Consider the following 25,591-nt stretch of genomic DNA (forward strand, 5'->3'; position numbering starts at 1 on the left):
TGATTGTCCATGCTAAATATTGTGGTACCTATGGCAGGGAGAGGCAGTCGTTTTGCTAAAGCTGGCTATGAAATGCCAAAGCCGTTGATTGACATTTATGGTCATCCCATGATTGAGTATGTTACCCATAACGTCAAACCAATATGTGAGCATAGGTTTATTTACATCTGCCAGGAAGAGCATCTGAAAAAGTATGGACTGGCAGAAGAATTGAGACGCATGTCACCAGAATGTGAGATTGTTGTCATTGATTACATTACTGAAGGTGCAGCTTGCACGGTGCTCCTAGCGGAGAGATTAATAGACAATGATGATGCCCTGATGATAGCAAATTCTGATCAGTATGTTGATACTGACATCAATGATTATCTTGATGCTATGGGAAAAAAAGGCGGCTTCATTATGACCATGCCTGCCGATGATCCTAAATGGAGTTTTGTAAAATATGATGATGAGGGCAATGTCACCATGGTAAGGGAAAAGGAGGTAATCTCCAACGAGGCTACTGTTGGCATTTACAATTATCGTCATGGCAAGGATTTTGTGAAATATGCTCATCAGATGATAGACAAGAATATTCGGGTGAATAATGAGTTCTATGTGGCTCCAGTTTATAACGAGATGATAGAGGCTGGCATAAAGATTGGTTACTTAGACGTAGGGTCAAAAATGTTCGGCTTAGGCATTCCGGAGGATTTGAATTACTTTATGGAGCAGGATATATGCAAGAAAGTGTTTGCACAGGGGTAATGTCATATGTGTAAACTATAAACTTTTGAATTATAATCGTGTTGATAAAGGTATTTTTTGATATATACAAGGAGATCAATAGATGATTATTTGGGGACGGGATGATTATGCTTCAAGGTTGAAGGCATACTTTAATATGCTTGAGCCTGAGAGAGAGTTTATTTACATGCCATTTTCTTTACAACAGGAAGCGGATGGAAATTTTTCCTTTCCATCAAATGATTCGCGGCTTGCACATGTAAATCAGGATGAAGAAGTTTATGTTGCTGTTTCGGCTGGTAGGGTGGAACTTGCAAAAGAAAAATTACAGCAGGAAGGCTTACATAATTTTGTGTTCTATGATGCCGAAATGGATAATCATTTAAAGAAGGAATTTTTTAAGAAATATTTTGCCACGAAAGGGAAGTCTTTTGAGCTTATGAATGATGAGGTTTATAAAGATTTATCTGTAAAAAAGAAAGTTAATATATTCCTAGCAAAATCTGCTGTTGACAAACCGATTCCCAATTATCCTGCAAAGCTTCCTGAAATAGTAATTCCAATTCATGTAGGTGCAGCGCTGGCTGATGTAAAAATTGCAGAAGTAACGGATGATGTAGGTGAGAATATTTCGGATCGAAATCCTCGTTATTCTGAGACAACGGCACTTTACTGGATGTGGAAGAATGCGGATGCTGATTATCTGGGGTTGTGTCACTATAGAAGATTATGGAAGAATCCTGAACTTATTGCAAAACGCCTACAACGTGATGATATTGATGTTGTATTACCTCTCCCCACTTGGGTAGAACCATCTGTGGCAATTGGTCATTTAGAATTATGCACTCCCTCCGTTTGGCAGATTCTGCTGGATGTACTGGAACAGCGTGACCCCATTTATGGCAAAATGGCTAAAGAAGTTTTTGATGGGAAGGTTTTTTACGCATGTAATATGTTTATTGCCAAAAAACAAGTGCTTTGCGATTTGTGTGAGTGGATGTTTCCAATCGTAATGGAAGTAGAGGACAAAGTAGGCGACTTGCCGGATAAATATTTGAATCGTTATTGTGGATTTTGTACGGAGCAACTAATTACGCTATATTTTTTGTGTAATCAAAATCATTATCATATCGTTCATGCAGAGAAAATTTTTGTCGGATAGGGGGATAATTATGAGCAATATTGCGATTATCATCGCTGCTGGACGTGGGGAGCGAACGTTGCAGGATATACCTAAGCAGTTTATTAATGTCTATGATAAACCCATTATTATCTATACTTTGGAGAATTTTCAAAAGCATCCTGATATTGATGGAATTGTAGTATCGTGTTTAGATGGATGGCATGATATTTTAAGAGCGTATGCCAAGCAATATAACATTACAAAATTGATGGATATAGTTACGGGGGGCAGTACAGTTCATGAGTCCTATCGTAATGCGTTAAATGTGTTAGATGGCAAGGCAAAGGATGATGATATTGTAGTCCTGCATGATGGGATCCGGCCGATGATAAACGAAGCAGTGTTATCGGATGTGATTGTAACCTGTCGAAAATACGGAAATGGGGTGTCGTCACTTCCCTATAATGAGCAGATATTTATCAAGAAAGATGAGATTTCAACAGTGAAGTATATCAACCGTGAAACCCTTCGGAGGGTACAGACTCCTCAAGCATATTATTTCGGCAAGCTTCGCAAGGCTTATGAGAAGGCATTTTCGGAGAAAATCGGAATCTATGGGCCGTCATATACAAATAACATGATGGTAGATTTAGGAGAAACACTTTACTTTGCTAGTGGCTCGGAGCGTAATATTAAAATCACAACGACAGAGGATATTGAAATATTTAAGGCACTTTTAGGTACGAAACGGGATAGTTGGTTGAAATGAGGCGAGATAGTCTTGTATATCAAGTCGAATTTGTATCATGAGGATATTGAGAGAACGGCAGCCTTGCCACTACCTTGGGAAAAACTTCAGGGCAAAAGCATACTGATCACTGGAGCAAGCGGACTAATCGGAACTTTTTTGGTCGATATGTTGATGTATAAAAATTGTGTTGATGATTTGGATACTAAGATTATAGCCATTGGGCGCAAGGCGGAGAAAGCTAAAGAAAGGTTTGGCGAGTATTGGAAAAATGAAGCATTTTCTTTTCTGAGGGCAGACATCAATACTCCTCTTTCTTTACCTGAGCATGTAGATATCGTCATTCATGCGGCCAGCAATACACATCCCAAGCTTTATGCTGCTGATCCGATTGGGTCATTAATGACGAATATTCTTGGGACATATCACCTTTTGGAATACGCGCAAGAAACGAAAGTGGAGCGGTTTGTATTTGTTTCATCTGTGGAGATTTATGGGCAAGCATTGAAGCATGATGATGTATTTGATGAGAAATACTGTGGTTATATTGACTGTAACCAGTTTCGAGCTGCTTATCCGGAAGGAAAGCGTGCCGGAGAGGCACTTTGCAATGCCTATATAGGAAAGTATGATATGGATATTGTGATTCCACGTTTATCCCGCGTGTATGGTCCGACCATGCGACTAGATGATAGCAAGGCCATGTCACAGTTCCTTTTGAATGGTGTTCGTGGTGAAAATATTGTCTTGAAAAGTAAAGGGGAACAGAGATTTTCTTATTGCTATGTTGCCGATGCAGTGTCTGGGATTTTGTATGCTATGCTTTTAGGGAGATGTGGTGAAGCGTATAATGTAGCTGATATGGAAGGGGCTAGTTCTCTTAGGGAGATTACAGAGAATATCGCTACATCAGTTGGCAGAAAGGTTGTTTTCGATTTGCCAGAGAAGCAAGAGGCAAAGGGGTTCTCAAAAGTTTCCGTAGGAGTTATGAATACGCAGAAGTTGCAAGACCTTGGTTGGCGGGCATTTGATGATGTCAAGTCAGGAACAAGGAAGACGATTAAAATTGTGAGAGAATTTCATACAGAAACAAAAGAGCCGATGTAGTTGGGGCTGCTGCATGCAAGACTTACATGCAGCAGCTACTTTTGTTGTTCCTAAAATGAGTCGAAGGCAAATAAGCTCCCTTATGCTTTGCATACCACGGATTAAATGCTATAATAAGCAGGTATGTATTTGTATTCAGCGGCGGTGCCGTGTATGGGAGGTGTCGTTTTGACACAGTTTGATAAACGCAATATAACCATGATGATGGATTTCTATGAGATGACCATGGCTAATGGTTATTTTCAGGATCATGATAAAGACGTACAGGTGGCTTTTGATGTATTTTACCGGGCCAACCCGGACAAGGGCGGTTTTGCTATCTTTGCCGGCCTGGAGCAGGTCATTGAGTATGTGGAGAATATGGAATTCTCCAAGGAAGATGTGGAATACTTTCGCCAGCAGCACATGTTCTCGGAAGAGTTCCTGAACTATCTGGAGAACTTCCATTTCAGTGGGGATATTTATGCGATGCCGGAAGGCACGATCATGTATCCGAATGAGCCCTGCATCACGGTAGTGGCACCTTTGATTGACGCTCAGCTGGTGGAAACGGCTATCTTGGCGCAGATCAATCATCAGTCCCTGATTGCCACCAAGGCCCGCCGCATCGTCAAGGCGGCCAATGGTCGTGCTGTATCGGATTTCGGTGCCCGCCGCGCACATAATATGGATGCTGCTACTTATGGCGCCCGCGCTGCTTATATCGGTGGTGTCGTGGGCACGGCTACGGTGTCTGCCGGGCAGATGTTCAACATTCCTATTTCCGGCACCATGGCCCATAGCTGGGTGATGTTCTATGGGGATGAATTCAAGGCGTTTAAGACGTATGCGGAAACTTATCCGGATGCTACGGTGCTGTTGGTAGATACCTATGATGTCATCCATTCCGGTATTCCCAATGCCATTCGTGTAGCGCATGAAATCCTGGAACCTATGGGCAAGCGTCTCAAGGGCATCCGTATTGACTCGGGCGATTTGGCGTACCTTTCCAAGAAAGTGCGTAAGATGCTCGATGCTGCAGGCCTTGAGGACTGCATGATTGTGGTTTCCAACAGTCTGGACGAATTCACGGTGGCATCGCTTCTGAGCCAGGGGGCCTGCATTGACAGCTTTGGCATTGGTGAGCGCCTGATTACCGCCAAGTCCGAGCCGGTGTTTGGTGCCGTGTATAAGCTGGCGGCTGTAGGTGAAGATGGCGATTTTGCTCCGCGCATCAAGGTATCGGAAAATGTGGAGAAAATCACCAATCCGGGACTCAAGGATCTCTATCGCGTCTATGATGCTGATGGCAAAGCTGTGGCTGATATGATGGCCGTCTGTGGTGAGCCCATCGATATGAGCCAGCCTTTCCGCTATGTTGACCCGCAGAAACCTTGGAAGAATCGCACCTTTGAAAATTGCACGCTGAAGAACCTGCGCAAGCTCTATGTGCGTCAGGGCAAGCGTGTGGAGGATCTGCCTGACCTAGATGAGATCCGCGACTATGTAAAGGCACAGCTGGATGGCGAGATTTGGGAAGAGGAGCAGCGCTTCGAAAATCCGCATCGTCACTATCTGGATATGACGCCGGATTATTATGAACTCAAGATGGAACTGCTGTCCAAGACCAGAGAGGAACATGCCTGATGATTACTGGGAAGACGCAGAATTTAGGGGTAATTGGCTGGCCCATTGCCCATTCGCTATCGCCAGTGTTGCAGAATGCGGCTATCGCCAAGGCTGGGATTGACTATAATTACACGGCCTTGCCGGTGGAACCGGAAAAACTGGCTGAAGCCGTGGCAGGACTCAAAGCGCTGCATTATCGTGGCTGGAATGTGACCATTCCCCATAAGACGGCGATTATGCCTTTGTTGGATGAGATTGATGAAGATGCCCGGATCATTGGAGCCGTGAATACCGTAGTCAATGATGAAGGCCGGCTCAGGGGCTTCAATACAGATTGTCTGGGCTTTATGGGCGCTCTGGTGAAACGACAGGTAACGATAAAAGATGAAAAGGCCGTGTTGCTCGGTGCTGGCGGTGCTGCCCGAGCGGTTATCTGGGGCCTTGTCAAGGCAGGAGCCAAGGAAGTCGTGCTGGGAGTGCGCAATCCGGCCAAGGCAGAATCGTTGGCTGCAGAATTTTCTTCGTATGGCAGGGTTACGGTCTGTCATTGGGAGTCGGAAGAGTTCTCGCAGGTTTTGGCCGATTGCGCCTTGTTGGTCAATACGACACCGTTGGGGATGACGCCGAAGGTGGATGCCTGCCCGCCTGTTGACTGGTCAAAAGTCAACCCGTCAGCCGTGGTCTATGATATCATCTATACTCCGGCTGAAACGGTCTTTTTGCGTCAGGCCCGGGAGCATGGTCACATGATCATAAATGGTGAGGAAATGCTGGCTGGCCAAGGCGCTGCAGCATTGCAGAAGTGGACGGGCTGTGAACCGGATATCGAAATCATGCAGGAAGCTCTGCGTAATGCACTGGAGAACTAATATAATTCTAATCTAAAATTCAGTCAATTTTCAGTTTGCAGCGCTAAAATAAGTTCATGATTTCAGCAGGAGAAAAGGTTCTTTTGTAGAAATTATTCGGTAACTGAAAGCAATTTTCAGTTAGGGTTACAACTGTATATGAGGAGGCAGAACGTATGAGGATCAGCAAGTTGCGAAACATGTCAAAGTCGTTATTTTGGGGCGACAGACCTTTACCGGAAAACTCTGAAATGAAGGGCGTAATTGAGACCGACAATGGACGGACGGGAATCTTGCTCAAATTGAAAAACGGGATGTACGTGCTGGGGACGGCCGGCACCCTGTCAAAACTGAATCAGGACAAAGTCCGCCATAAGCTGAAGGAAGCATAGAAAAATAAAACAAGTAGAGGAAAACCATCCATGTCGGTAGAATATAGCGAACATGGATGGTTTTTTGTGTAAAGGAGGGGTGGATGTGTTAGGCAGGAAAAAAATCGGTTCCTTGTTGTGTGCCTCCCTGATGGTGATGGCTGTCCCACTGGCTGGCAAAGCCGCTGAAATCCAGCAGCCACGGGCTGTCAATGGTCTTTACAAGCAGGTACATCAGCAAAATGACATGGACAAGGATGAGCGGGGGGAATATGAGCTCCTGCATCAGCGCTGGGCAGGTCTGGCCGTGGATAAGGAGCTGCGCGGCCTTTATCCTGAGCTGGCAGCGGCCATTGAGCGACGGACCAAGGCCGATTGGGCACGTGTGCAAAAGGAACGCAAGGGGATGAAGGTGGAAGCTAGGCAGTTCCGTCGGGATGTTCCGCAGTATTATCACTCCTTTGTCCAGGATGTGGATGTTCTGGTACGACGAGCAGATAACTATGTAGTCAGTTATCTGGAGATGGGAGCCACAGAAGGTGCTGGTGCTCATGGCATGTATGGCTGGCAGGGGGTGAATCTCAATACCCTGAGTGGCGAGGAGCTGGCCCTGGCGCATGTAGTGAAGGATACGGGAAAATTGACGGATCTTATTATTGCTCGGTTGAAAAAGGATTATCCACAAGCGAATTTCATCGATATGAAAAAACAGGTACGCAGCTTTGCTTTGCAAGGAAAGCTTAACTGGACGCTTGATCCCAGAGGCATAACGTTTTATTTCAATCCCTATGAAATCGCGCCTTATGCAGAGGGACTGCTGAGTGTTACCCTTCTGTATCAGGAATATCCACAGCTTTTCCATGAGTCCTATTTGCGTACGGTGAAGGAATATGCGCAGCCGTTTCCGGGGAATTATCCGTTGACCACATCCCTGCGGGATGATGAGCGGCGGGATGTGCTGACCGTTCAGGAAGGGAGCGAAAGCTTGTATGTGGAACTGAATGGCAGGAAGACGGAGTGGGATACGCATCTTACGGATTTGCAGCCGGTATTGATTCATATGAAAGATAAAAAGAACTATCTTTATATTGATGGCCGTACTCCGGAAGGTCCAAGACAGACCATTGTCTTTAAGGTGCAGAGAGGCAAGGTGCAGCATATCGGTACGCTGCCCTATACTTTCCAGCACATCGAGGCGGTATCTCCAGTTCAGCAGGAGTATTGGCGCTTTCTGACCAATCCTGATGGTTTCTACTTCGATCGCAATGCTACTCAGGGCAACTCATCCAAGACGGATATCTGCGCTGTGGGGGATGATGGATTGTTGACTTTTGGATAATTATTTGACTTTGCAGAGCGAATGGATGGATAAAAAACTCTCCTTGCTGCCAATAAAGATTGACAGGCAAGGAGAGTTTTTGTGTTCCTATGAATATCAGTCATCACCCATATTGCTGATGGTCAGCAGCAGGTCGATGCAGCGCACATAGAGCCAAATGAGGGTAATCAGCAGGGAGAAGGCACAGTACCATTCATATTCCTTGGGCAAGCCCTGCTGGACAGCTTCCTGAATCTGCTGGTAATCAATGAACAGGCAGGCCGTGGCAATACCGATAACCAAGAGATCGATGCCGATACCAATCAGACCACCGTTCATAAAGCTGAAGTCAATGTTGAAGAAATAACCCAGCACAAAGCGCAACAGGTACGCGAGCAGAAGGCCGCCCAGTGCGATGGTCACGCCTTTGATGAATTTGCCGTCCACCGTGATCAATCCCTGGCTGAATACCAGAGCAGCGGCGATGGCGATGGTGAAGGTCAGCAGCACGGCCTGGATGACAACGCCGGGCAGGAAGGATTCGGCAATCATTGAGAGCATGGCAATGGATGCGCCTTCAAAGATTGCAAACAGCGGCGAGATAAAGCCAGCCGTTCCTGGCTTAAAACTTACGATGAAGGTCATGATCAGGCAGCCTACGCAGGCAACTGCTGTTGTAACCATCGTGGCATAGCCGCTGAAAATCGTGGCCAGCGCCGAAGCGGCAACCAGAACCACCATCAGGATTTCCTTGAAGGCAATACCGGAGTAGCTGGCTGTTTCGGTCATATACTGACCGCGGCTCAGAGCTTCTACTTTGCTAAGCATAGGATTTTCCATAGATAACATCTCCTATCATAGAAATATATAATGACAATCCTATTTTAGCATATAATGGACAGATTTGATAGATGGAACAGGTATTCTGCATCATGATTGCAGGAAAATATATCATTGGCCAAGAAATAATGTCTTCGATTGTATGTATCGGCAAAAGTTCAAGTCTGTTTTGCTGTATGAAGATATGGAAACTAATCAATCTATAATGAAATTATAATTCTATTTTAATCAAAATAGAGTATCATTTATTTGGAATAGAGAAAGAAACGATGGGGGCACCGTGCCATGGAGAATTTTCTTTGGCGCGATGTCTTTTTTATTATGGAAACGAAATTCTTCGGGAATTTAAGAAATAAGATGAGAAAATGTTTGGAGAACGGATTTCTTGGATTTTGAGCGAAATCAATGGTTAGGAGTGGTATGTGATGGATGATGAAAATTTTATAACATCTGCGCGGTTTCTGGTGTTTATGGGGATGGTGCTGTTCGCGCTGTTTTTCGTAGATGAGCACAAGATGGAAGTATTTGTATTTGCCTGTGCTGTAGCACTTTATCTGGAGTCTCGCAAGGAAGGTTGGCAAAGTCCGCTGATTGAGTGGCCGGAGGAATTGTCTTTCCTGTCTACATGCTATTATGCTTCTTTGAAATTGTTGAAAATCGGCACAATAATTGAGACGGTTATATTGATTTACTTGTTCTGGAATGATGTAATGCATAGCCCTGATTTATTTCAGATAGGGGGCAACGTATATCTTGTAAATGTTATCTGGTTGTCTGCTGCCGCCAGTACGCTGTCTATCTGCTGGTCAATACATGATAAATGGGCTGAACGAACGGGCAGCACAACCATTGCATCCCTGAAGCCTCCCTTTACACAGGGCACCAGAGGATTCAAGACATGGAGCTGGCTGTTGATGGATGGTGTGGTAATAATGGCATTGGTGATTATGTGGGTGGATCATTTTGTACTGCATACATACAATGTATTTGAGGTCACGGTCGTTTGCAGTGCATATTTTGTCTTGATGATGCCATTGCAGTTGTGGCTCTATTTTCATTACAAGAGAATGCTTCCCAAAACAATGACCAACGCAGGAAGATGAATCTTTTAGATTTATAAAGAAGTATGTAATATTCAACAAGTGTGATTGTTGCTGACTGTTTACCGTCAACGTGTAAATGAACGGGAAAAATTTGCTTTTTTGTCTTTTTTATGCTATCATAATAGGCAGAGATTTGTCTTTGAGGCGGGGGGCAGTTCCCCACCGGCGGTATAGCCCGCAAGCCCTTGTTCGTCAATGGGGCATGATTCGGTGAGATTCCGGAGCCGACCGTATAGTCGGGATGAGAAAAGGCATGTTGGTTTGCATGCAGAGACAGCCACCGCGAAGATGATTCGCGGTGGTTTTTACTTTCTTATCATCGAAGTCTCATTCACAAACCTTAGTTTTGAATAATTGAGGTGATGAATTTGCAAGATGAAGATTTTATGCGGGTGGCGTTGAATCTGGCCCGCAACGCGCTGGGGCGCACATCGCCCAACCCGCTGGTCGGGGCGGTGATCGTGCGCGAAGGGCGTATTGTCGGGGCTGGCTGGCATCGCAAGGCCGGCACGCCCCATGCAGAGGTGCATGCCCTGAATATGGCTGGGGAACTGGCCAAGGGGGCAACCCTCTATGTGACGCTGGAGCCCTGTGCCCATCATGGGCGCACCGGCCCCTGCGCAGAAGCCGTCGTCAAGGCAGGCATAAAACGCTGTGTCATCGCCATGGGCGATCCGAATCCCAAGGTAGCGGGCAAGGGCATTGCCATTTTGCAGCAGGCGGGCATTGATGTGCGTTGTGGCGTGCTGGAAGCCGAGGCGGTGGCGCTGAACGAAGTGTTCCTGCACTGGATTCAGGAAAAGATGCCTTTTGTGGTGCTGAAGACTGCCATGAGCCTGGATGGCAAGATTGCTACGCATACGGGAGAATCCCAGTGGATAACAGGCGAAGCGGCCCGTGCTCGTGTTCATGAGTACCGTGACCTGTATGATGGCATTCTGGTGGGCATTGGCACGGTGCTGGCCGATAATCCCAGCCTGACTACGCGCCTGCCCAATGGGACGGGCAAGAATCCTGTGCGCATCGTGGTGGACAGCAAGGCCCGTACGCCATTGGACGCCAAATTGGTAAATGACGGAGCGGCGCTGACCATCATTGCCGTGACGGAGCAGGCACCGCAAGACAAGGTGCAGGCCCTGAAGGACAAGGGCGTGGCCATCATGACAGCTGGCAGCGGCCCACAGGTGGATTTGCCGCTGTTGATGAAGAAGCTGGGCGAGATGGAAATCTGCTCGGTCTTTGTGGAAGGCGGCGGCACCGTGAACTTTGCCCTGTTGCAGGCTGGTCTGGTCAGCAAGGTGCATGCTTTTATCGCCCCGAAAATCATTGGCGGGCGGACAGCGCTGACCTCTGTGGAAGGCGAGGGCTTTGCGCAGCTCAGCGAGGCTGTGGAGTTGGAGAATACCACGGTGGAGCAGTTGGGGGCAGATATTCTGCTGACAGGCTATGTGAAAGGACGGTGAGCAATTGTTTACCGGTATAATTGAAGAAGTGGGGCATGTAGCCCGCATTGGCGGCGGCAGCATCGTCATTGACTGCCAGAAGGTGCTGGAAGATGTGCAGTTAGGCGACAGCATTGCCGTCAACGGCGTCTGCCTGACGGTCACGCATTTTGACCGGTCAGGTTTCACGGCCGATGTGATGCCGGAGACGGTGCGCCGTACTTCGCTGGCGGAGCTGAAAAAGGGCAGTCCCGTGAATCTGGAGCGGGCCTTGACGTTGGCCAGCCGTTTAGGCGGTCATATCGTCAGCGGTCATATTGACGGCACAGGTGAAATCGTCAAATTTGCCGACGAAGGCAATGCCATCCTGATGACAGTCAGCGCAGATAAGGATTTGTTGCGCTATATCGTGGAGAAGGGTTCCGTGGCGCTCGATGGCATCAGCTTGACGGTGGCGGCGGTGACGGATCGTGACTTTACGGTCAGCCTGATTCCGCATACCCGGGAGGTTACGAACCTGGGCGGCAAGAAGACAGGCAGCTCCATCAATATTGAAACGGATGTGCTGGGCAAATATGTGGAAAAGATGCTGAGGGGCCGTGAGGATTCCCCGCAGGCTAAGGCCCAGAGCAATATGACCCTGGCGTTTCTCAGGGAAAATGGATTTTGATTTAAGGAGAATAGATTATGGCAGATTTTGCAACGGTTGAACAAGCAATCGAAGATATAAAGAATGGCAAGATGGTCGTCGTAGTGGATGATGAAGACCGCGAAAACGAAGGCGATTTGATTGTGGCTGCGGCTACAGTGACGCCGGAGGACATCAACTTCATGGCCACTTATGCCAAGGGGCTCATCTGCACGCCGATTGATGGCAAGCGCCTCGATGAACTCAACATCGGCCAGATGGTGGTCAACAATACGGACAACCATGAGACGGCTTTCACGGTATCCATTGACGCTTATGATACGGAGACGGGCATTTCCGCTTATGAGCGCTGCCAGACCATCAAACTGCTCCTTGACCCCAAGGCCAAGGCTGCCAGCTTCCGCCGTCCGGGCCATGTGTTCCCGTTGCGTTCCGTAGAGGGCGGCGTGCTGCGCCGGGCTGGTCATACGGAAACCACCACGGATTTGGCGCGCCTCGCCGGTTTCTATCCCGCAGGCCTTTGCTGCGAGATCATGGATGATGACGGTCATATGATGCGCACGCCGAAGCTTATCGAGTTTGCCAAGGAACACAATCTGCACCTGATTACGGTCAAGTCCCTGATTGAGTACCGCAAGCGCACGGAAACCTTCGTGCAGCAGGTAGCAGATGTGGATTTCCCGAGCAAGTATGGGCATTTCCGCATCAAGTCCTATGAAAGCAAGCTGGACGGCAAGTGTCATCTGGCCATTGTCAAGGGCGATGTGGCAGGCAAGAAAGACGTGCTCGTGCGTGTCCATTCCGAATGCCTCACGGGTGATGCTCTGGGCTCCATGCGCTGTGACTGCGGTGACCAGCTGCAGGCAGCACTCAAGAAAATCGAAGCTGCCGGCGAGGGCGTAGTGCTCTATATGCGTCAGGAAGGTCGTGGCATTGGCCTGGCCAACAAGATGCGTGCTTATGCTCTGCAGGATAAGGGCCGTGACACGGTGGAAGCCAATGTGGAGCTGGGCTTTGCGCCTGACCTGCGCGATTACGGCATCGGTGCGCAGATTCTCTCGGATCTGGGTCTGACGAGCATTCGCCTGATGACCAATAACCCGGCTAAGCGTGCTGGCCTGGAAGGCTATGGCCTGACTATCACGGAGCGTGTGCCGCTGATGATTCACGCCAACAAATTTGACAAGAAGTATCTGACCATCAAGAAGACCAAGATGGGTCATCTGCTGAATGATGACACGTTGAAATAAGCGATAAAGAAATTACATTAAATGGAGGAATGACAAATGGCAAATATTATTGAAGGTTATATTACCGCTAAAGGCATGAAGGTTGGTATCGTCGTGGCTCGTTTCAATGAATTCATTACGAGCAAGCTGCTGGGGGGCGCGCTGGATGCCCTGCACCGTCATGAGTGCAATGATGATGATATCGATGTGGCCTGGGTGCCGGGCGCGTTCGAGATTCCCGTGGTGGCCAAGAAAATGGCCGAATCCGGCAAGTATGATGCCGTTATCGCATTGGGCGCCGTGATCCGCGGTTCGACGACGCATTATGACTATGTCTGCAACGAAGTGTCCAAGGGCGTAGCTCAGGTGGGCATGCAGACCGGTGTGCCGACGATTTTCGGCGTTGTGACCACGGAAAACATCGAGCAGGCTGTGGAACGTGCTGGCACGAAGGCAGGCAACAAGGGCACGGATGCTGCCATGGCCGCTATGGAAATGGCCAATCTGCTCAAGAAAATCGGCTAAGCGCATAGGAGGCTGAACGCAAATGAAGATTGGCATTATCAGCGATACGCATGGCCATGAAGGTGCCTGGCAGACGGCTTTTGACAAGCAGTTCCATGATGCGGATATGATCCTGCATGCCGGGGATGTGCTCTACCATGGGCCGCGTAATCCCATGAAGGCCGACTACAATCCCATGGGGCTGGTGGAAAAGATCAACAACTGCCCCGTGCCGGTGATCATCGCCAAGGGTAACTGTGATTCTTCCGTGGATGCCAGCTGCATCGAGCTGCCCATCGAAGCACCCTATGCCTATGTGGTGGCCGAAGGCCTGCGCATCATCGTGACCCATGGCGATGCGGTGATGACCGATGCGGAAAAGGATAAACTGGCGGCACACTTAAAGGCCGACCTCTTTATCAGCGGCCATATCCATACCACGGTGCTCGAGAAGCGCGGCAATACGGTGTTCCTGAATCCGGGTTCGGCGGCGTTGTCCAAGCGCGAAGATGGCCGTAATACCTTTGCGGTGCTGGACAAAAAGACGATTTCGATTTATGATATTGATACGGATGAAGTTCTGGCAACTTACACGTTGAATTAAAAACGGGCCTTCCCCGCCGGGGAGGGCTTTTCACTTTGAGAGGAAAGACAGATGAAAGACCATTTAGTAAAAGCTACGGCCGAAGGTGTGCGCATCTATGCGGCGGTAACGACGAATCTTGTAAATGAGGCGATTTCCCGCCACGATTGCTATCCGGTGGCAGCGGCGGCCCTGGGGCGCACGATGACCGGGGCGTTGTTGATGGCGGCCAACCTCAAGAATAAAGAAGCGCTGACGGTAAAATTTAATGGCGGCGGCCCGCTGGGCATCGTCACGGCGGATGCCACGACGGAGGGCTATGTGCGCGGCTATGTGGGCAATCCCCATGTGAACCTGCCACTCAACGACAAGGGCAAGATTGATGTGGGCGGCGGTGTCGGCACGAATGGTACGGTGTCCGTTACCCGCTTCACGGGCCTTAGGAACCCCATCACTGGCAGCTGCGAGATCACCGATGGCGAGATTGCCGATGACCTGACCAAGTATCTCTATGTGTCCGAGCAGACGCCGTCGGGCATCGGTCTCGGCGTGCTGGTGAATCCGGACTTTAAATGCATCGGCGCGGGCGGTTTCTTCATCCAGCCATTGCCGGATGCTACGGAGGAGTGTATCTCCAAGCTGGAAGCCAATCTGCAGAAGGTCAATTCCGTATCTCATATGGTGGAGAAGGGCTATTCGGCCAAGGATATCATCGCCGAGATGCTGCAGGGATTTGACATCAACTATATGTCCGAGACGGATCTGGCGTTCAAATGTCATTGCTCCAAGGAAATGCTGTTTAACGTGCTGATCAGCCTGGGCAAGGAAGATCTCGACAGCCTCGTTGCTGATGGCAAAGCAGAAGTCTGCTGCCAGTTCTGCAATGAGAAGTATGAATTCACCGGTGAGGAGCTGCAGGAATTAGCGGCAGCTGCGGATAAGGTTCGCTGATTTTTCGTCCATATACTACTAAAGTGGCAGATAGGAGAAAAGATTCCCCTTAGGGAGTATTGTATGACATAGCAATCCCTCGTATAATAATTCATGTCACTTGGGGAAGTGATGACACACATACATACCTTCAAGAGTGGGGAAGCTTTGCAGGTAAAGGAATTATATTTATTAGGAAAGCAGGTCTTGTAAGACCTGCTTTTTCGTTGTATAATAGCGGGTGTGTTATGGATGATATGTATGTGTAAATTATTATTTCCCCAAGAAAGGCAGGTTGTTGCGTGCTACAATTGAATGAGGATGAGTGCTGGCAGATGACCAGAGGGGCGACCATGATCATGATGGCTTCTGTAGACGAGTTCCGTGAAACGGTGTTCGAGGTTATCAGTGAGATGGCACCATTTGACTGCGGGATATCCTATGTCGTAAAAAATGATCAGAACGAGAAACATTGTCTGGAACCGATAGCATATACTAAGGCTGCGGTGGTACCGGATAGAATCTTGATTGAACGGGCGGCAGAATTGGCACATAAATCCAGCGTCTATTGTGCGTTGGAGTGGCAGAAGAAATCCATTGTCTTCCGGGATTCGGATATGTTTAATGATACATTCCTGTCTCAGACGGATATTGGCAGGCTCGTGCATGATGAATTGGGCATGAGTTATGCCTGCAAGATTTTCATGGTGCACAAGGGGTTGCTGTTAGGCAAGTTCTGGCTTTTGCGCCGCAAGGAGAGCGGCAATTTTACAGATAAAGAATTGTTCTGTATGCGTCTGCTTGAACCTATGATCATGCGCCGGATGTATGAGTTCCATCCGCAGAGTGAGCGTGGTGCTTATGCGCGCAGGGTGCTCCGGGAACGATTCGGGCTGACAGAACGGGAACGCGAGATCACGGCGCTGATCTGTCGGGGGATGTCCAACCGTCAGATTGCGGACAAGCTTATCTGTGCAGAAGCAACAGTGAAAAAACACGTATCGGCCATTGCGAAAAAGATGGGCGAATCCAATCGCAGCGGAATCATACATCGCTGTGTCATGGAAAAAGCCGTGCTCAACTATGTTTGACTATGAATAAAGAAGTCCCTGTGGTTTTGCTTTGGCGCAAAATCACAGGGACTTTTTGGCATGAGATTATCATAAATATACTGAAAAATTGCATAAACACGAAAAATAACTTGATGTATTCTCCATAACTATGATATAATAACGCGGGTGAATATTTTATGTCAGGTCCGGTGGAGAAGCGTTTGTCTGCTGTGGTACTCAGGTAAAATGGCAGATGAAGGCTTTTTTTATTTGGACCAAGAGAGGATGTGTCTAATTGAAAGACGAAATTTTTAGCGTGCTGCAACGCGTTGGCCGCAGTTTCATGCTGCCGGTTGCAGTTCTGCCGATTGCCGGTCTTTTGTTAGGCCTTGGCGCGTCGTTCACGAACCCGACGACCATCAAGACCTATGGACTGGAAGCCATCTTCGGTGATGGCACGGTGCTCCATTCCCTGCTCACGGTTATGAGCGCAGCAGGTGGCACCATCTTTGGCAACTTGCCAATCATCTTTGCTGTGGGCGTTGCGATTGGTATGGCCAAAGCCGAGAAGGAAGTTGCAGCCTTGGCTGCCATGATTTCCTTCTTCGTCATGCATGTTTCCTGTAATGCAATGCTGCAGCTCACGGGCAAGATCCTGGCTGACGGCTCCATTGCTCCGGGCGTGCTGGAAGGTACCATTGCTTCGAGCTGCGGTATCATGTCCCTGCAGATGGGCGTATTCGGCGGTATCATCGTTGGTATCGGCGTTTCCATCCTGCACAACCGTTATTATAAGATTGTTCTGCCGGATGCGCTGTCCTTCTTTGGCGGCTCCCGCTTCATTCCTATCGTATCTACGGTGGCTTTCCTGTTCGTGGGTATTGCCATGACTTTCATCTGGCCGATTGCCCAGGACATCATCTTCAGCCTTGGTAATGTCGTTACGGGCACGGGCTATATCGGTACCCTGATTTTCGGTATCGTGAAACGTGCGCTGATTCCGTTCGGTCTGCACCATGTATTCTATCTGCCGTTCTGGCAGACGGGCGTGGGCGGCAGCATGATGATCGATGGCCAGCTCGTCCAGGGTGGTCAGAACATCTTCTTTGCTCAGCTGGCTTCCCCGAATGTGGCACACTTCAGTGCTGACGCTACGCGTTATTTCTCCGGTGAGTTCATCTTCATGATTTTCGGTCTGCCTGGTGCTGCTCTGGCTATGTACCGCTGCGCTCGTCCGGAAAAGAAGAAGGTTGCTGGCGGTCTCCTGCTTTCTGCAGCCCTGACTTCCATGCTGACCGGTATCACGGAACCGATTGAGTTCTCTTTCCTGTTCGTTGCTCCGCTGCTCTTCGGTGTGCAGGTTATCCTGGCCGGTGCAGCTTACATGATTGCCCATATCCTGAATATCGCTGTAGGTCTGACCTTCTCCGGTGGTCTGCTGGATCTGTTCATCTTCGGTATTCTGCAGGGCAATGACAAGACCAGCTGGATGCTCATCATCCCGGTTGGTATCATCTATTTCTTCCTGTATTACTTCGCATTCTCCTTCCTCATCAAGAAGTTCGACTTCAAGACGCCGGGCCGTGAGGATGATGATGAAGAGACGAAGCTCTACACCAAGGCTGATGTGAATGCCCGCAAGGCAGGCGCTAAGGCTGAAGGTGGCAGTGCTGTGGATGAACTGAGCCAGACCATCGCCCGCGCACTGGGCAGCAAGCGCAACATCACGTCTGTGGACTGCTGCGCAACCCGCCTGCGTTGCTCCGTGGCTGATTCTGAACTGGTTGACCAGAAACTCCTGAAGGCTACGGGTGCTTCCGGCGTTATCGTCAAGGGTACCGGCGTACAGGTCATCTATGGCCCGAAGGTTGCGGTTATCAAATCCAACCTCGAAGAATATCTGGCTACGGCTCCGGAAGTGGAAGAATCTGCTGATGCTCCTGTTGTTGAAGAACAGGCTGAGACGCAGGCTGAAACTCCGGTGGCAGCTCATGGCGACAACGAGTTCTACGCTCCGGTTGCTGGTACAGCTCATGCCATCACGGAAGCTCCGGATGCAGCATTTGCTGGCAAGATGATGGGCGATGGCTTCTTCATTGCTCCGGCTGACGGCCATGTAGTAGCTCCCTGCGATGCTGAAGTCATGTTCGTCTTCGATACGAAGCATGCTATCGGCATGAAGGCTGCTGACGGTACGGAATTCCTGATCCACTTCGGCGTTGACACCGTGAAACTCGGCGGTCAGGGCTTCGAAGTGTTCGTGGAACAGGGCCAGCAGGTCAAGAAGGGCGACAAGCTCATGGAAGTTGACCTCGATTATGTCAAGGCCAATGCTCCGTCTGATGTCTGCCTGGTGATCTTCACCGGTGGTCAGGCTGTACATATGGAAAAATCCTATGGCGTCAAGGCTCTGGATGCAGTAGCTTCCTACTAATTGCAAAAAGACACAATCTTTGCGAAGGTTGTGTCTTTTTTTATGATAATCCTCTTGACAGTTCTAGTGGATAAAACTATAATTAACACTATCAGTTAAAGGCAATGACAAAGACATGACAGTGAAAGAGCGTTTCTCAGAGAGGGATATGTTTGGTGCGATTATCCTGAAGCAGTGTTGACTGTTACCACTTTGGAGCTGCTGTCCGGAAATTTCAGTATGGGCAGACGGTTACGCTACCGTTACAGGCGCTGAGTGGTCATAGGTATACCTATGGCAATCAGGGTGGAACCACGATGTTGCAGCTTCGTCCCTATTCAGGGGCGGAGCTTTTTTAGTTTTAGGAGGGAATATCATGCTGAAGATTACCATGAAAGACGGTTCTGTTCGCGAAGTGGAAGCGGGCACGAGCGTTCTGGATTTTGTAAAACAGGTGAGCAACAGCTTAGCCAAGAAAGTGCTGGCTGCCAAGATTGATGGTGAGACGAAAGACCTCACGACGGTTCTGGATAAGGACTGTGCAGTTGAGTTCCTGACGTTTGAAGAAGCAGATGGCCGCTGGGCTCTGCGCCATACGGCTTCGCATATCCTGGCTCAGGCTGTGAAACGCCTCTACAAGGAAGACAATGTGAAACTGGCCATTGGCCCTGCCATTGACAACGGTTTCTACTATGATATCGATATGGATCGTCAGCTGGGCGAAGCCGATCTCAAGGATATCGAAAAAGAGATGAAGAAAATCGTCAAGGAAAACCTCAAGCTGGAACGCAAAGAGGTAAGCCGTGCCGATGCCCTCAAGATGTTCGAAGAAATGGGCGAAACTTACAAAGTGGAACTCATCAATGACCTGCCGGAAGATGCTCTGATCACGCTCTACAGCCAGGGTGAATTCACGGATCTCTGCGCCGGCCCCCATGTGGTATCCACGGGCAAGGTCAAGGCACTGAAGCTGCAGAGCGTGGCTGGTGCTTACTGGCGCGGCAGCGAGAAGAACAAGATGCTGCAGCGCATCTATGGTACGGCTTTTGAAAAACAGGCCGACCTCGATGAATACCTGCATATGCTCGAAGAGGCTGCTAAGCGCGATCATCGCAAGCTGGGCAAGGAACTTGATCTGTTCAGCCTCCATGAAGAAGGTCCGGGTTTCCCGTTCTTCCATCCGAATGGCATGGTAGTACGCAACGAGCTCATCAACTACTGGCGTGAAGTGCATCGCCGTTATGGTTATCAGGAAATCAGAACGCCGATGATCATGAACCGCAAGCTCTGGGAAACTTCTGGTCACTGGGATCACTACAAAGAAAACATGTACTTCACGCAGATCGATGGTGAAGACTATGCGGTAAAACCCATGAACTGCCCGGGCGGCATGCTGGTGTATAAATCCCATCAGCACAGCTATCGTGACCTGCCGCTGCGCATGGGCGAGCTGGGACTGGTTCACCGCCATGAGCTCTCCGGCGCTCTCCACGGCCTGTTCCGCGTCCGCAACTTCACGCAGGATGATGCGCATCTCTTCATCACGCCGGCACAGATCGAAGAGGAAATCCAGCATACGATTGACCTCTTTGATGAAGTATACAGCACGTTTGGCCTGACTTATACGGCAGAACTTTCTACGCGTCCGGATGATTCCATGGGGTCCGATGAAATCTGGGAAAATGCTACGAATGCCCTGCGCAATGCGCTGGAAAACCGTGGCCTCAAATATGTCATCAATGAAGGTGACGGCGCTTTCTACGGCCCGAAGATTGACTTCCATCTGCGCGATTCCATCGGTCGTACCTGGCAGTGCGGTACGATCCAGTTGGATATGCTGATGCCGGAGAAATTCGACCTGACTTATGTGGGCGAAGATGGTGAAAAACATCGTCCGGTCATGCTCCATCGCGTAGTTTATGGTTCCATCGAGCGTTTCATCGGCATCCTGATTGAAAACTATGCTGGTGCATTCCCGACGTGGCTGGCTCCGGTACAGGTTCGCATCCTGCCGATCACGGACAAACATGCGGATTATGCTTATGAGCTCAAGAAGAAGATGTTCGATCTGGGCCTGCGTGTTGAGGTCGATGACCGCAATGAAAAGACGGGTTACAAGATTCGTGAAAGCCAGGTCAAGAAGACGCCGTACACGCTGGTTGTGGGCGATCAGGAAATGGCTGACGGCACGGCAGCCGTCCGCAAACGTGGCGTGAAGGACAGCGAGACCATGAAGGTTGATGACTTCATCAAGTACGTTCAGGAAAAGATTGCCAGCAAGAGCGAAGAATTCTAATTTAAAAAGAAGCTGCCTTTAGGGGGAAGTGGTGCAAAGTACCAAAGGGGGTAACTCTGTTTGAGTCTGGAATGAACCAGCTGGGGAAGGAGTTATCCTCTTTTGTCATTTGTGCCCATCTAACCATTTATGTAAAATGAGGTGAACGCTATGGATTTTATCAAGCAGCCAATGGAAATCGAGAACCGCAGTATGGAAATCATCGCTCCGCATCTGGAGGGACTGAATCTCACGCCGGAACAGGTGAAAGTCTATTCCCGCCTGATCCATGCGGCCGGGGATGTGGAGTATGCGCCAATCACGAAGATGTCGGCAGATGCCATCGATAAGGCTATGGAAGCCTTGAAAGGCGGTTGTGATATCTATACTGATGTGGAAATGGTGCGCACGGGCATCAACAAGCGCAAGCTGGCTTCCTTCGGCGGGCAGGTGCACTGCCTGATTGCAGATGAGGAAATTGCCAAGACCGCCAAGGAACAGGGCATCACCCGTTCCATGGCCGCCATGCGCAAATTCGGTTCTCAGATGAATGGGGCTATCATCGCCATTGGCAATGCACCTACAGCACTGTTTGAAGTGCTGCGTCAGGTGAAGGAAGAAGGCTTGCGCCCAGCCTGCATCGTGGGCATCCCGGTAGGTTTCGTAGGGGCCGCTGATTCCAAGGCGGAACTGGCTAAGCAGACGATGGTTCCTTATATCACCGTGGAAGGTACCAAGGGTGGCAGTCCCATTGCGGCCGCTGCGGTCAACGCCATGATGTATCTCATCAATAACGACCGGGGCTGAGCTATGGCAGGAAAAATCGTACTCGTGACCGGTGGGGCACGTTCAGGGAAATCTGCTTTTGCGGAGAAGCTGGCGGCGAAGTCCGGTGAATCCGTGGGGTATATTGCCACGGCACAGATTTATGACGAGGAGATGCGCTACCGGGTAAAACTGCATCAGGAGCGGCGTCCTGACAATTGGCAGACCTTTGAGGCACCATTTGCGGCAGAAAAGGCCATTGAAAAGGCGGCAGCCGGGCATGCGGTCATCTTGTTCGACTGCATTACCCTGTATCTGAGCAATATGCTCTGTGCCATTCCGGAGGGAGAATTGACGGAGGAGCGGGCTTATCAGGAAATGACGGTACGGATCGATCACTTGCTGCAAGCTGCGCAGGTAGCGGCAGGGCAGGGTGTGACCACGATTTTTGTCAGCAATGAGGTGGGCGCGGGGATTGTGCCGGAAAACCGTCTGGCACGTTTTTATCGTGACCTCAGCGGCCTGGCCAATCAGAAAATCGCGGCGGCGTCTGCTGATGTGTATGCCGTCATCGCAGGGATTCCGGTCAATCTCAGGAAAATCAATACCTGCCTTGCGCAGGAAGGGGACAGATAATATGGCAAATTCCATTATGCTGATGGGCACCAGCTCCCATGTAGGCAAGAGCATCATCACTACGGCGTTATGCCGGATATTTCATCAGGAGGGGCGCAAGGTGGTGCCCTTCAAGGCGCAGAATATGGCGCTCAATTCCTATGTGACCAAAGACGGCAAGGAAATGGGCCGGGCACAGGTGGCACAAGCGGAGGCCGCTGGGCTGGATCCCATGGTGGACATGAATCCCGTGCTGTTGAAGCCTACGGGCAACAGCTGCTCGCAGGTCATCATCAACGGCAAGGCTGTGGGCAATATGAGTGCCCGGGAATACCATAAGGGCTATTCTCTGAAGGCCTTTGGTGCCGTGACAGATGCTTTGGAGCGTCTGCAGAAAAATTTTGACACCCTCGTTATCGAAGGTGCTGGCAGTCCTGCCGAAGTCAATCTCAAGGCCAATGATATCGTCAATATGCGGGTGGCCAAGCACCTGAACGCTCCGGTACTGCTGATTGCCGATATTGATCGTGGGGGTGCTCTGGCATCTCTCGTGGGTACGTTGGAACTATTGGATGAGGATGAGCGTGCCTTGGTCAAAGGCCTGATCATCAACAAGTTCCGCGGGGATGTGACACTTTTGACACCAGCCGTTGACTTTTTGGAGGAGAAGACTGGCAAGCCTGTGCTGGGCATTGTGCCGCATATCGAGGATATGGGCATTGATGATGAGGACTCCGTATCTCTGGATGATAAAGCTGTGGAGCAGGATCAGCCGCAGGCGGATCTGCATATCGCGGTCATCCAGACACCGAAAATCTCCAATTTCACGGATTTTGACAGTCTGGCGGCAGAGCCGGATGTGTCCCTGTATTACGTGAAGCGGGCGGAAGAACTGGGAAATCCTGATCTGATTCTTCTGCCTGGTTCCAAGAATACCACTGAGGATTTGCTCCATCTGCGGGAATGCGGACTGGAAGCGGCAATCCGTGAACAAGTGGTCAAGGGTACGCCGCTTTGGGGCATCTGTGGCGGCTATCAGATGCTGGGCCGGAAGATTGCCGATCCCCTGCATACGGAATCGGCCAATGACGAGGTACAGGGCATGGGGTATCTGCCCATGGAGACCACCTTTGCAGCAGAAAAACTGACCAGTCAGGTACAGGCTGACTGCGTGCAGCTGAATTTTCTGGGGCGGGACATCGCGGTCAAAGGGCTCTATGGTTACGAAATCCATACAGGTGAAACGAGATTTGACGGTCAGACTTCGCATCCCTTTACAATAATTGACCGGTCGAATGAAGCGGTCCATATTGCCGAAGGGTTGACTTGTCAGCTTGACGACCAGGGGCAGGTAGTTGGTACCTATATCCACGGTATCTTTGACCAGGATGATTTCCGGCGGGAAGTCCTCAACGCCCTGCGGGCACGCAAAGGACTTAATGACCTGACCATTCAGCGCAGCGTGCGGCAGGAAAAGGAACGTGCCTATAACCGTCTGGCCAGCGTGGTACGCACGAGCCTGGATATGGAAAAACTGGCTGAAATCATGGGTGAACGCCCATGATGACGGGAATATTGGCCTTTCTGCTGGATTGCATTATTGGCGATCCCCAGAGCAAATGGCATCCGGTGGTGCTGATGGGCAAACTGATATCCATGCTGGAGCGGCTTTTCTATCATCCCGCCGACAAGGATACGCGGAAATTTGCCTGGGGGGCAGTGCTGGTGCTCGTGGTACTTTGGCTGGTTTATGCCGTGGCTGAAGGCATCATGCTGCTGTCTTATCGGATTCCCTGGAGCTGGGGCAGTACGGCCGTGGGCGCAATCATGCTCTCCTTTGCCATATCGCCTAAAAGTCTGGCCAAGGCAGGCAAGGAACTTTATGGCCTGCTGTTGGCTGGTGATATGACTGAGGCCCGCCGCAAGGTGGGATGGATTGTGGGCCGCGACACGGATAAGCTCGATGAGCCGGAAATTGCCCGGGCCACAGTGGAGACCATTGCGGAAAATACTACGGATGGAATCATTGCGCCCTTGTTCTTTTTCGTGCTTGGTGGCGTGCCGCTGGCCATGGCCTATCGGGCGGCAAACACCATGGATTCCATGATCGGCTACAAGAATGACAAGTATCTCTACTTTGGCCGGGCGGCGGCAAGGCTGGATGATGTACTCAACTATATTCCTGCACGGATTACGGGGGTGCTCTTTATCTTTGCGGCCTGGATTTTGGGCTATGACTATAAATTTGCCTATCGCATGATGCTGCGGGATGCGAAGAAACATCCAAGTCCTAATGGCGGCTATGCCGAAGCCACGGTGGCTGGTGCCCTGCATGTCCGGCTGGGCGGTTATAACTCCTACTTTGGCCAGCAGCATTTCCGTGCCTATATGGGCGAGCCATTGGAAACGTTGGGCATCAAGCATATCATGGGCGCTATTCGTCTGATGTATACGGCAACTGTGATGTTTATCATTATCTGCTATGCCATGTTTGGGTTATGATATTAGGAAAGCAGTGATAAAAATCACAAGAGAGGATGATGTTCATGAGATCATTTATTACCGCCCTGCAGTTTCTGACACGGATCCATGTGAAGGAACAGCAGGATCTGACTGTCGAGGACTTTGGCCGCAGTACGAAATTCTTCCCGTTGGTGGGACTTATCTTAGGCATTATCTATATGCTGGCCTCCTGGTGCTTGATTGCCGTATTTGGCTGGGCTAACCTCGTTACGACCTTGTTGGTTATCCTGCCCATACTGCTGACCGGCGGTTTGATGCTGGACGGTTTTATGGACACTGTGGATGGTGTCTTTTCGGGCCGGGAGCGGGAACGGGTATTGGAAATCATGAAGGACAGCCGCGTGGGCTCCTTCGGCGTGATTGCGCTGGCCTGTCTGCTGCTGGTCAACTGGACAGCCATGCGGGATGTGAAGCTTGTGCTGATCATGACGGCGCTGTTCATCATGCCGATTATCGGCCGCATGGCCATGGTCATGGCGATTGCCTTCTTTCCCTATGCCCGCAAGGAAGGTATGGGGAAGATCTTTGCCGAGATGGCGGATAAAGAAACCGTAGTGCTGGCGGCGGCTGTGACCTTGGTCTTTGTCGTGCCCTGGGGACAGGCGGCCATTGCTGCATTGGTCATTGGCATGGCCTTTGCTTGGCTCATGGCCACATGGCTCAGTCATAAACTTGGCGGCTTGACCGGCGATACCTATGGCGCCATCGAGACCTTGACGGAAACCGTGGTGCTTTTGGTATTCTGGGTGACTTCCTGGATTCCCGGTGGTCTGCATATTTTATGGCGCTGATTGCGTTGACAATAAATAATCAGAA

24 protein-coding genes, 1 riboswitch and 1 other annotated feature are annotated in these 25,591 nt (G+C 49.9%); of the genes, 23 read left to right on the plus strand and 1 reads right to left on the minus strand.

What is annotated here, in order from left to right; genetic code table 11:
• The first annotated feature begins 9 nt into the window (after nt 1-9).
• From BUB68_RS10955 to BUB68_RS10990, 8 genes are all read left to right on the plus strand, one after another.
• Nucleotides 10-750 (plus strand): glycosyltransferase family 2 protein, encoded by a 741-nt coding sequence (locus BUB68_RS10955; RefSeq protein ID WP_073091286.1) that lies wholly within the window; start codon nt 10-12, stop codon nt 748-750.
• A gap of 82 nt (nt 751-832) precedes the next feature.
• Entirely contained in the window at nt 833-1,891 is a 1,059-nt protein-coding gene (locus BUB68_RS10960; protein WP_073091288.1) for a DUF4422 domain-containing protein, read from the plus strand.
• A gap of 10 nt (nt 1,892-1,901) precedes the next feature.
• Nucleotides 1,902-2,621: an IspD/TarI family cytidylyltransferase gene (locus tag BUB68_RS10965; protein WP_073091290.1), complete on the plus strand. Its 720-nt coding sequence runs from the start codon at nt 1,902-1,904 to the stop codon at nt 2,619-2,621.
• A gap of 12 nt (nt 2,622-2,633) precedes the next feature.
• Nucleotides 2,634-3,707, plus strand: coding sequence for an NAD-dependent epimerase/dehydratase family protein (locus BUB68_RS10970; RefSeq protein WP_073091291.1), 1,074 nt, complete (start codon nt 2,634-2,636; stop codon nt 3,705-3,707).
• Nucleotides 3,708-3,875: 168 nt separating this feature from the next.
• Nucleotides 3,876-5,333, plus strand: coding sequence for a nicotinate phosphoribosyltransferase (locus BUB68_RS10975; RefSeq protein ID WP_073091293.1), 1,458 nt, complete (start codon nt 3,876-3,878; stop codon nt 5,331-5,333).
• Nucleotides 5,333-6,184, plus strand: a complete 852-nt coding sequence (locus tag BUB68_RS10980) for a shikimate dehydrogenase (RefSeq protein WP_073091294.1) — start codon at nt 5,333-5,335, stop codon at nt 6,182-6,184. Before BUB68_RS10975 ends, BUB68_RS10980 begins: the two co-directional genes overlap by 1 nt.
• 155 nt (nt 6,185-6,339) lie before the next feature.
• Nucleotides 6,340-6,555 (plus strand): hypothetical protein, encoded by a 216-nt coding sequence (locus BUB68_RS10985; RefSeq protein WP_073091296.1) that lies wholly within the window; start codon nt 6,340-6,342, stop codon nt 6,553-6,555.
• Between the two features lie 85 nt (nt 6,556-6,640).
• Nucleotides 6,641-7,873, plus strand: coding sequence for an RsiV family protein (locus tag BUB68_RS10990; protein ID WP_073091297.1), 1,233 nt, complete (start codon nt 6,641-6,643; stop codon nt 7,871-7,873).
• Between the two features lie 96 nt (nt 7,874-7,969).
• Here the strand turns inward: BUB68_RS10990 and BUB68_RS10995 are convergent, their stop codons facing one another.
• Nucleotides 7,970-8,692 (minus strand): Bax inhibitor-1/YccA family protein, encoded by a 723-nt coding sequence (locus BUB68_RS10995; RefSeq protein WP_073091298.1) that lies wholly within the window; start codon nt 8,690-8,692, stop codon nt 7,970-7,972.
• 425 nt (nt 8,693-9,117) lie between these two features.
• Here BUB68_RS10995 and BUB68_RS11000 point away from each other — a divergent pair, with 425 nt between their 5' ends.
• From BUB68_RS11000 to cobS, 15 genes are all read left to right on the plus strand, one after another.
• Nucleotides 9,118-9,795, plus strand: a complete 678-nt coding sequence (locus tag BUB68_RS11000; RefSeq protein ID WP_073091300.1) for a hypothetical protein — start codon at nt 9,118-9,120, stop codon at nt 9,793-9,795.
• Nucleotides 9,796-9,926: 131 nt separating this feature from the next.
• Nucleotides 9,927-10,052, plus strand: a riboswitch (FMN riboswitch).
• Between the two features lie 105 nt (nt 10,053-10,157).
• Nucleotides 10,158-11,258: a bifunctional diaminohydroxyphosphoribosylaminopyrimidine deaminase/5-amino-6-(5-phosphoribosylamino)uracil reductase RibD gene (ribD, locus tag BUB68_RS11005; RefSeq protein WP_073091301.1), complete on the plus strand. Its 1,101-nt coding sequence runs from the start codon at nt 10,158-10,160 to the stop codon at nt 11,256-11,258.
• 4 nt (nt 11,259-11,262) lie between these two features.
• Nucleotides 11,263-11,907: a riboflavin synthase gene (locus tag BUB68_RS11010; RefSeq protein WP_073091302.1), complete on the plus strand. Its 645-nt coding sequence runs from the start codon at nt 11,263-11,265 to the stop codon at nt 11,905-11,907.
• Between the two features lie 17 nt (nt 11,908-11,924).
• Complete coding sequence (locus BUB68_RS11015) at nt 11,925-13,136, plus strand: bifunctional 3,4-dihydroxy-2-butanone-4-phosphate synthase/GTP cyclohydrolase II (RefSeq protein ID WP_073091304.1); 1,212 nt, start codon at nt 11,925-11,927, stop codon at nt 13,134-13,136.
• A gap of 36 nt (nt 13,137-13,172) precedes the next feature.
• Nucleotides 13,173-13,640 carry a 6,7-dimethyl-8-ribityllumazine synthase gene (ribH, locus tag BUB68_RS11020; RefSeq protein ID WP_073091305.1) on the plus strand — a complete coding sequence of 156 codons (468 nt, stop codon included), beginning with the start codon at nt 13,173-13,175 and terminating at the stop codon, nt 13,638-13,640.
• Nucleotides 13,641-13,662: 22 nt separating this feature from the next.
• On the plus strand, nt 13,663-14,223 hold the full coding sequence (gene yfcE / locus BUB68_RS11025) for a phosphodiesterase (protein WP_073091306.1): 561 nt from the start codon (nt 13,663-13,665) through the stop codon (nt 14,221-14,223).
• Between the two features lie 51 nt (nt 14,224-14,274).
• Complete coding sequence (gene hslO, locus BUB68_RS11030; protein WP_073091307.1) at nt 14,275-15,153, plus strand: Hsp33 family molecular chaperone HslO; 879 nt, start codon at nt 14,275-14,277, stop codon at nt 15,151-15,153.
• A gap of 281 nt (nt 15,154-15,434) precedes the next feature.
• Nucleotides 15,435-16,223: a response regulator transcription factor gene (locus tag BUB68_RS11035; protein WP_014424136.1), complete on the plus strand. Its 789-nt coding sequence runs from the start codon at nt 15,435-15,437 to the stop codon at nt 16,221-16,223.
• A gap of 256 nt (nt 16,224-16,479) precedes the next feature.
• Nucleotides 16,480-18,618, plus strand: coding sequence for a PTS sugar transporter subunit IIABC (locus BUB68_RS11040; protein ID WP_073091310.1), 2,139 nt, complete (start codon nt 16,480-16,482; stop codon nt 18,616-18,618).
• 95 nt (nt 18,619-18,713) lie between these two features.
• Nucleotides 18,714-18,936, plus strand: a binding site (T-box leader).
• 37 nt (nt 18,937-18,973) lie between these two features.
• Nucleotides 18,974-20,893: a threonine--tRNA ligase gene (gene thrS / locus BUB68_RS11045; RefSeq protein WP_073091312.1), complete on the plus strand. Its 1,920-nt coding sequence runs from the start codon at nt 18,974-18,976 to the stop codon at nt 20,891-20,893.
• Between the two features lie 150 nt (nt 20,894-21,043).
• On the plus strand, nt 21,044-21,679 hold the full coding sequence (locus BUB68_RS11050; protein WP_073091313.1) for a precorrin-8X methylmutase: 636 nt from the start codon (nt 21,044-21,046) through the stop codon (nt 21,677-21,679).
• Nucleotides 21,680-21,682: 3 nt separating this feature from the next.
• Nucleotides 21,683-22,273, plus strand: coding sequence for a bifunctional adenosylcobinamide kinase/adenosylcobinamide-phosphate guanylyltransferase (gene cobU / locus BUB68_RS11055; RefSeq protein ID WP_073091315.1), 591 nt, complete (start codon nt 21,683-21,685; stop codon nt 22,271-22,273).
• A gap of 1 nt (nt 22,274) precedes the next feature.
• Nucleotides 22,275-23,816, plus strand: coding sequence for a cobyric acid synthase (locus tag BUB68_RS11060; RefSeq protein ID WP_073091316.1), 1,542 nt, complete (start codon nt 22,275-22,277; stop codon nt 23,814-23,816).
• Complete coding sequence (gene cbiB / locus BUB68_RS11065; RefSeq protein ID WP_073091318.1) at nt 23,813-24,754, plus strand: adenosylcobinamide-phosphate synthase CbiB; 942 nt, start codon at nt 23,813-23,815, stop codon at nt 24,752-24,754. Before BUB68_RS11060 ends, cbiB begins: the two co-directional genes overlap by 4 nt.
• Before the next feature lie 44 nt (nt 24,755-24,798).
• Nucleotides 24,799-25,566 (plus strand): adenosylcobinamide-GDP ribazoletransferase, encoded by a 768-nt coding sequence (cobS, locus tag BUB68_RS11070; RefSeq protein WP_073091320.1) that lies wholly within the window; start codon nt 24,799-24,801, stop codon nt 25,564-25,566.
• The last annotated feature ends 25 nt before the right edge of the window (nt 25,567-25,591 follow it).

Source organism: Pseudoselenomonas ruminantium (assembly GCF_900142515.1).
GTDB classification, from domain to species: Bacteria; Bacillota; Negativicutes; order Selenomonadales; family Selenomonadaceae; genus Selenomonas_A; species Selenomonas_A ruminantium_D.

What these genes read in the sequence shown, in the direction of transcription:
- BUB68_RS10955 (WP_073091286.1), top strand. Translation starts at nt 10, where the DNA reads ATGCTAAATATTGTGGTACCTATGGCAGGGAGAGGCAGTCGTTTTGCT.
- BUB68_RS10960 (WP_073091288.1), top strand. Translation starts at nt 833, where the DNA reads ATGATTATTTGGGGACGGGATGATTATGCTTCAAGGTTGAAGGCATAC.
- BUB68_RS10965 (WP_073091290.1), top strand. Translation starts at nt 1,902, where the DNA reads ATGAGCAATATTGCGATTATCATCGCTGCTGGACGTGGGGAGCGAACG.
- BUB68_RS10980 (WP_073091294.1), top strand. Translation starts at nt 5,333, where the DNA reads ATGATTACTGGGAAGACGCAGAATTTAGGGGTAATTGGCTGGCCCATT.
- BUB68_RS10985 (WP_073091296.1), top strand. Translation starts at nt 6,340, where the DNA reads ATGAGGATCAGCAAGTTGCGAAACATGTCAAAGTCGTTATTTTGGGGC.
- BUB68_RS10995 (WP_073091298.1), bottom strand. Translation starts at nt 8,692, where the DNA reads ATGGAAAATCCTATGCTTAGCAAAGTAGAAGCTCTGAGCCGCGGTCAG.
- BUB68_RS11000 (WP_073091300.1), top strand. Translation starts at nt 9,118, where the DNA reads ATGGATGATGAAAATTTTATAACATCTGCGCGGTTTCTGGTGTTTATG.
- ribD (WP_073091301.1), top strand. Translation starts at nt 10,158, where the DNA reads ATGAATTTGCAAGATGAAGATTTTATGCGGGTGGCGTTGAATCTGGCC.
- BUB68_RS11015 (WP_073091304.1), top strand. Translation starts at nt 11,925, where the DNA reads ATGGCAGATTTTGCAACGGTTGAACAAGCAATCGAAGATATAAAGAAT.
- ribH (WP_073091305.1), top strand. Translation starts at nt 13,173, where the DNA reads ATGGCAAATATTATTGAAGGTTATATTACCGCTAAAGGCATGAAGGTT.
- yfcE (WP_073091306.1), top strand. Translation starts at nt 13,663, where the DNA reads ATGAAGATTGGCATTATCAGCGATACGCATGGCCATGAAGGTGCCTGG.
- hslO (WP_073091307.1), top strand. Translation starts at nt 14,275, where the DNA reads ATGAAAGACCATTTAGTAAAAGCTACGGCCGAAGGTGTGCGCATCTAT.
- thrS (WP_073091312.1), top strand. Translation starts at nt 18,974, where the DNA reads ATGCTGAAGATTACCATGAAAGACGGTTCTGTTCGCGAAGTGGAAGCG.
- BUB68_RS11050 (WP_073091313.1), top strand. Translation starts at nt 21,044, where the DNA reads ATGGATTTTATCAAGCAGCCAATGGAAATCGAGAACCGCAGTATGGAA.
- cobU (WP_073091315.1), top strand. Translation starts at nt 21,683, where the DNA reads ATGGCAGGAAAAATCGTACTCGTGACCGGTGGGGCACGTTCAGGGAAA.
- BUB68_RS11060 (WP_073091316.1), top strand. Translation starts at nt 22,275, where the DNA reads ATGGCAAATTCCATTATGCTGATGGGCACCAGCTCCCATGTAGGCAAG.
- cbiB (WP_073091318.1), top strand. Translation starts at nt 23,813, where the DNA reads ATGATGACGGGAATATTGGCCTTTCTGCTGGATTGCATTATTGGCGAT.
- cobS (WP_073091320.1), top strand. Translation starts at nt 24,799, where the DNA reads ATGAGATCATTTATTACCGCCCTGCAGTTTCTGACACGGATCCATGTG.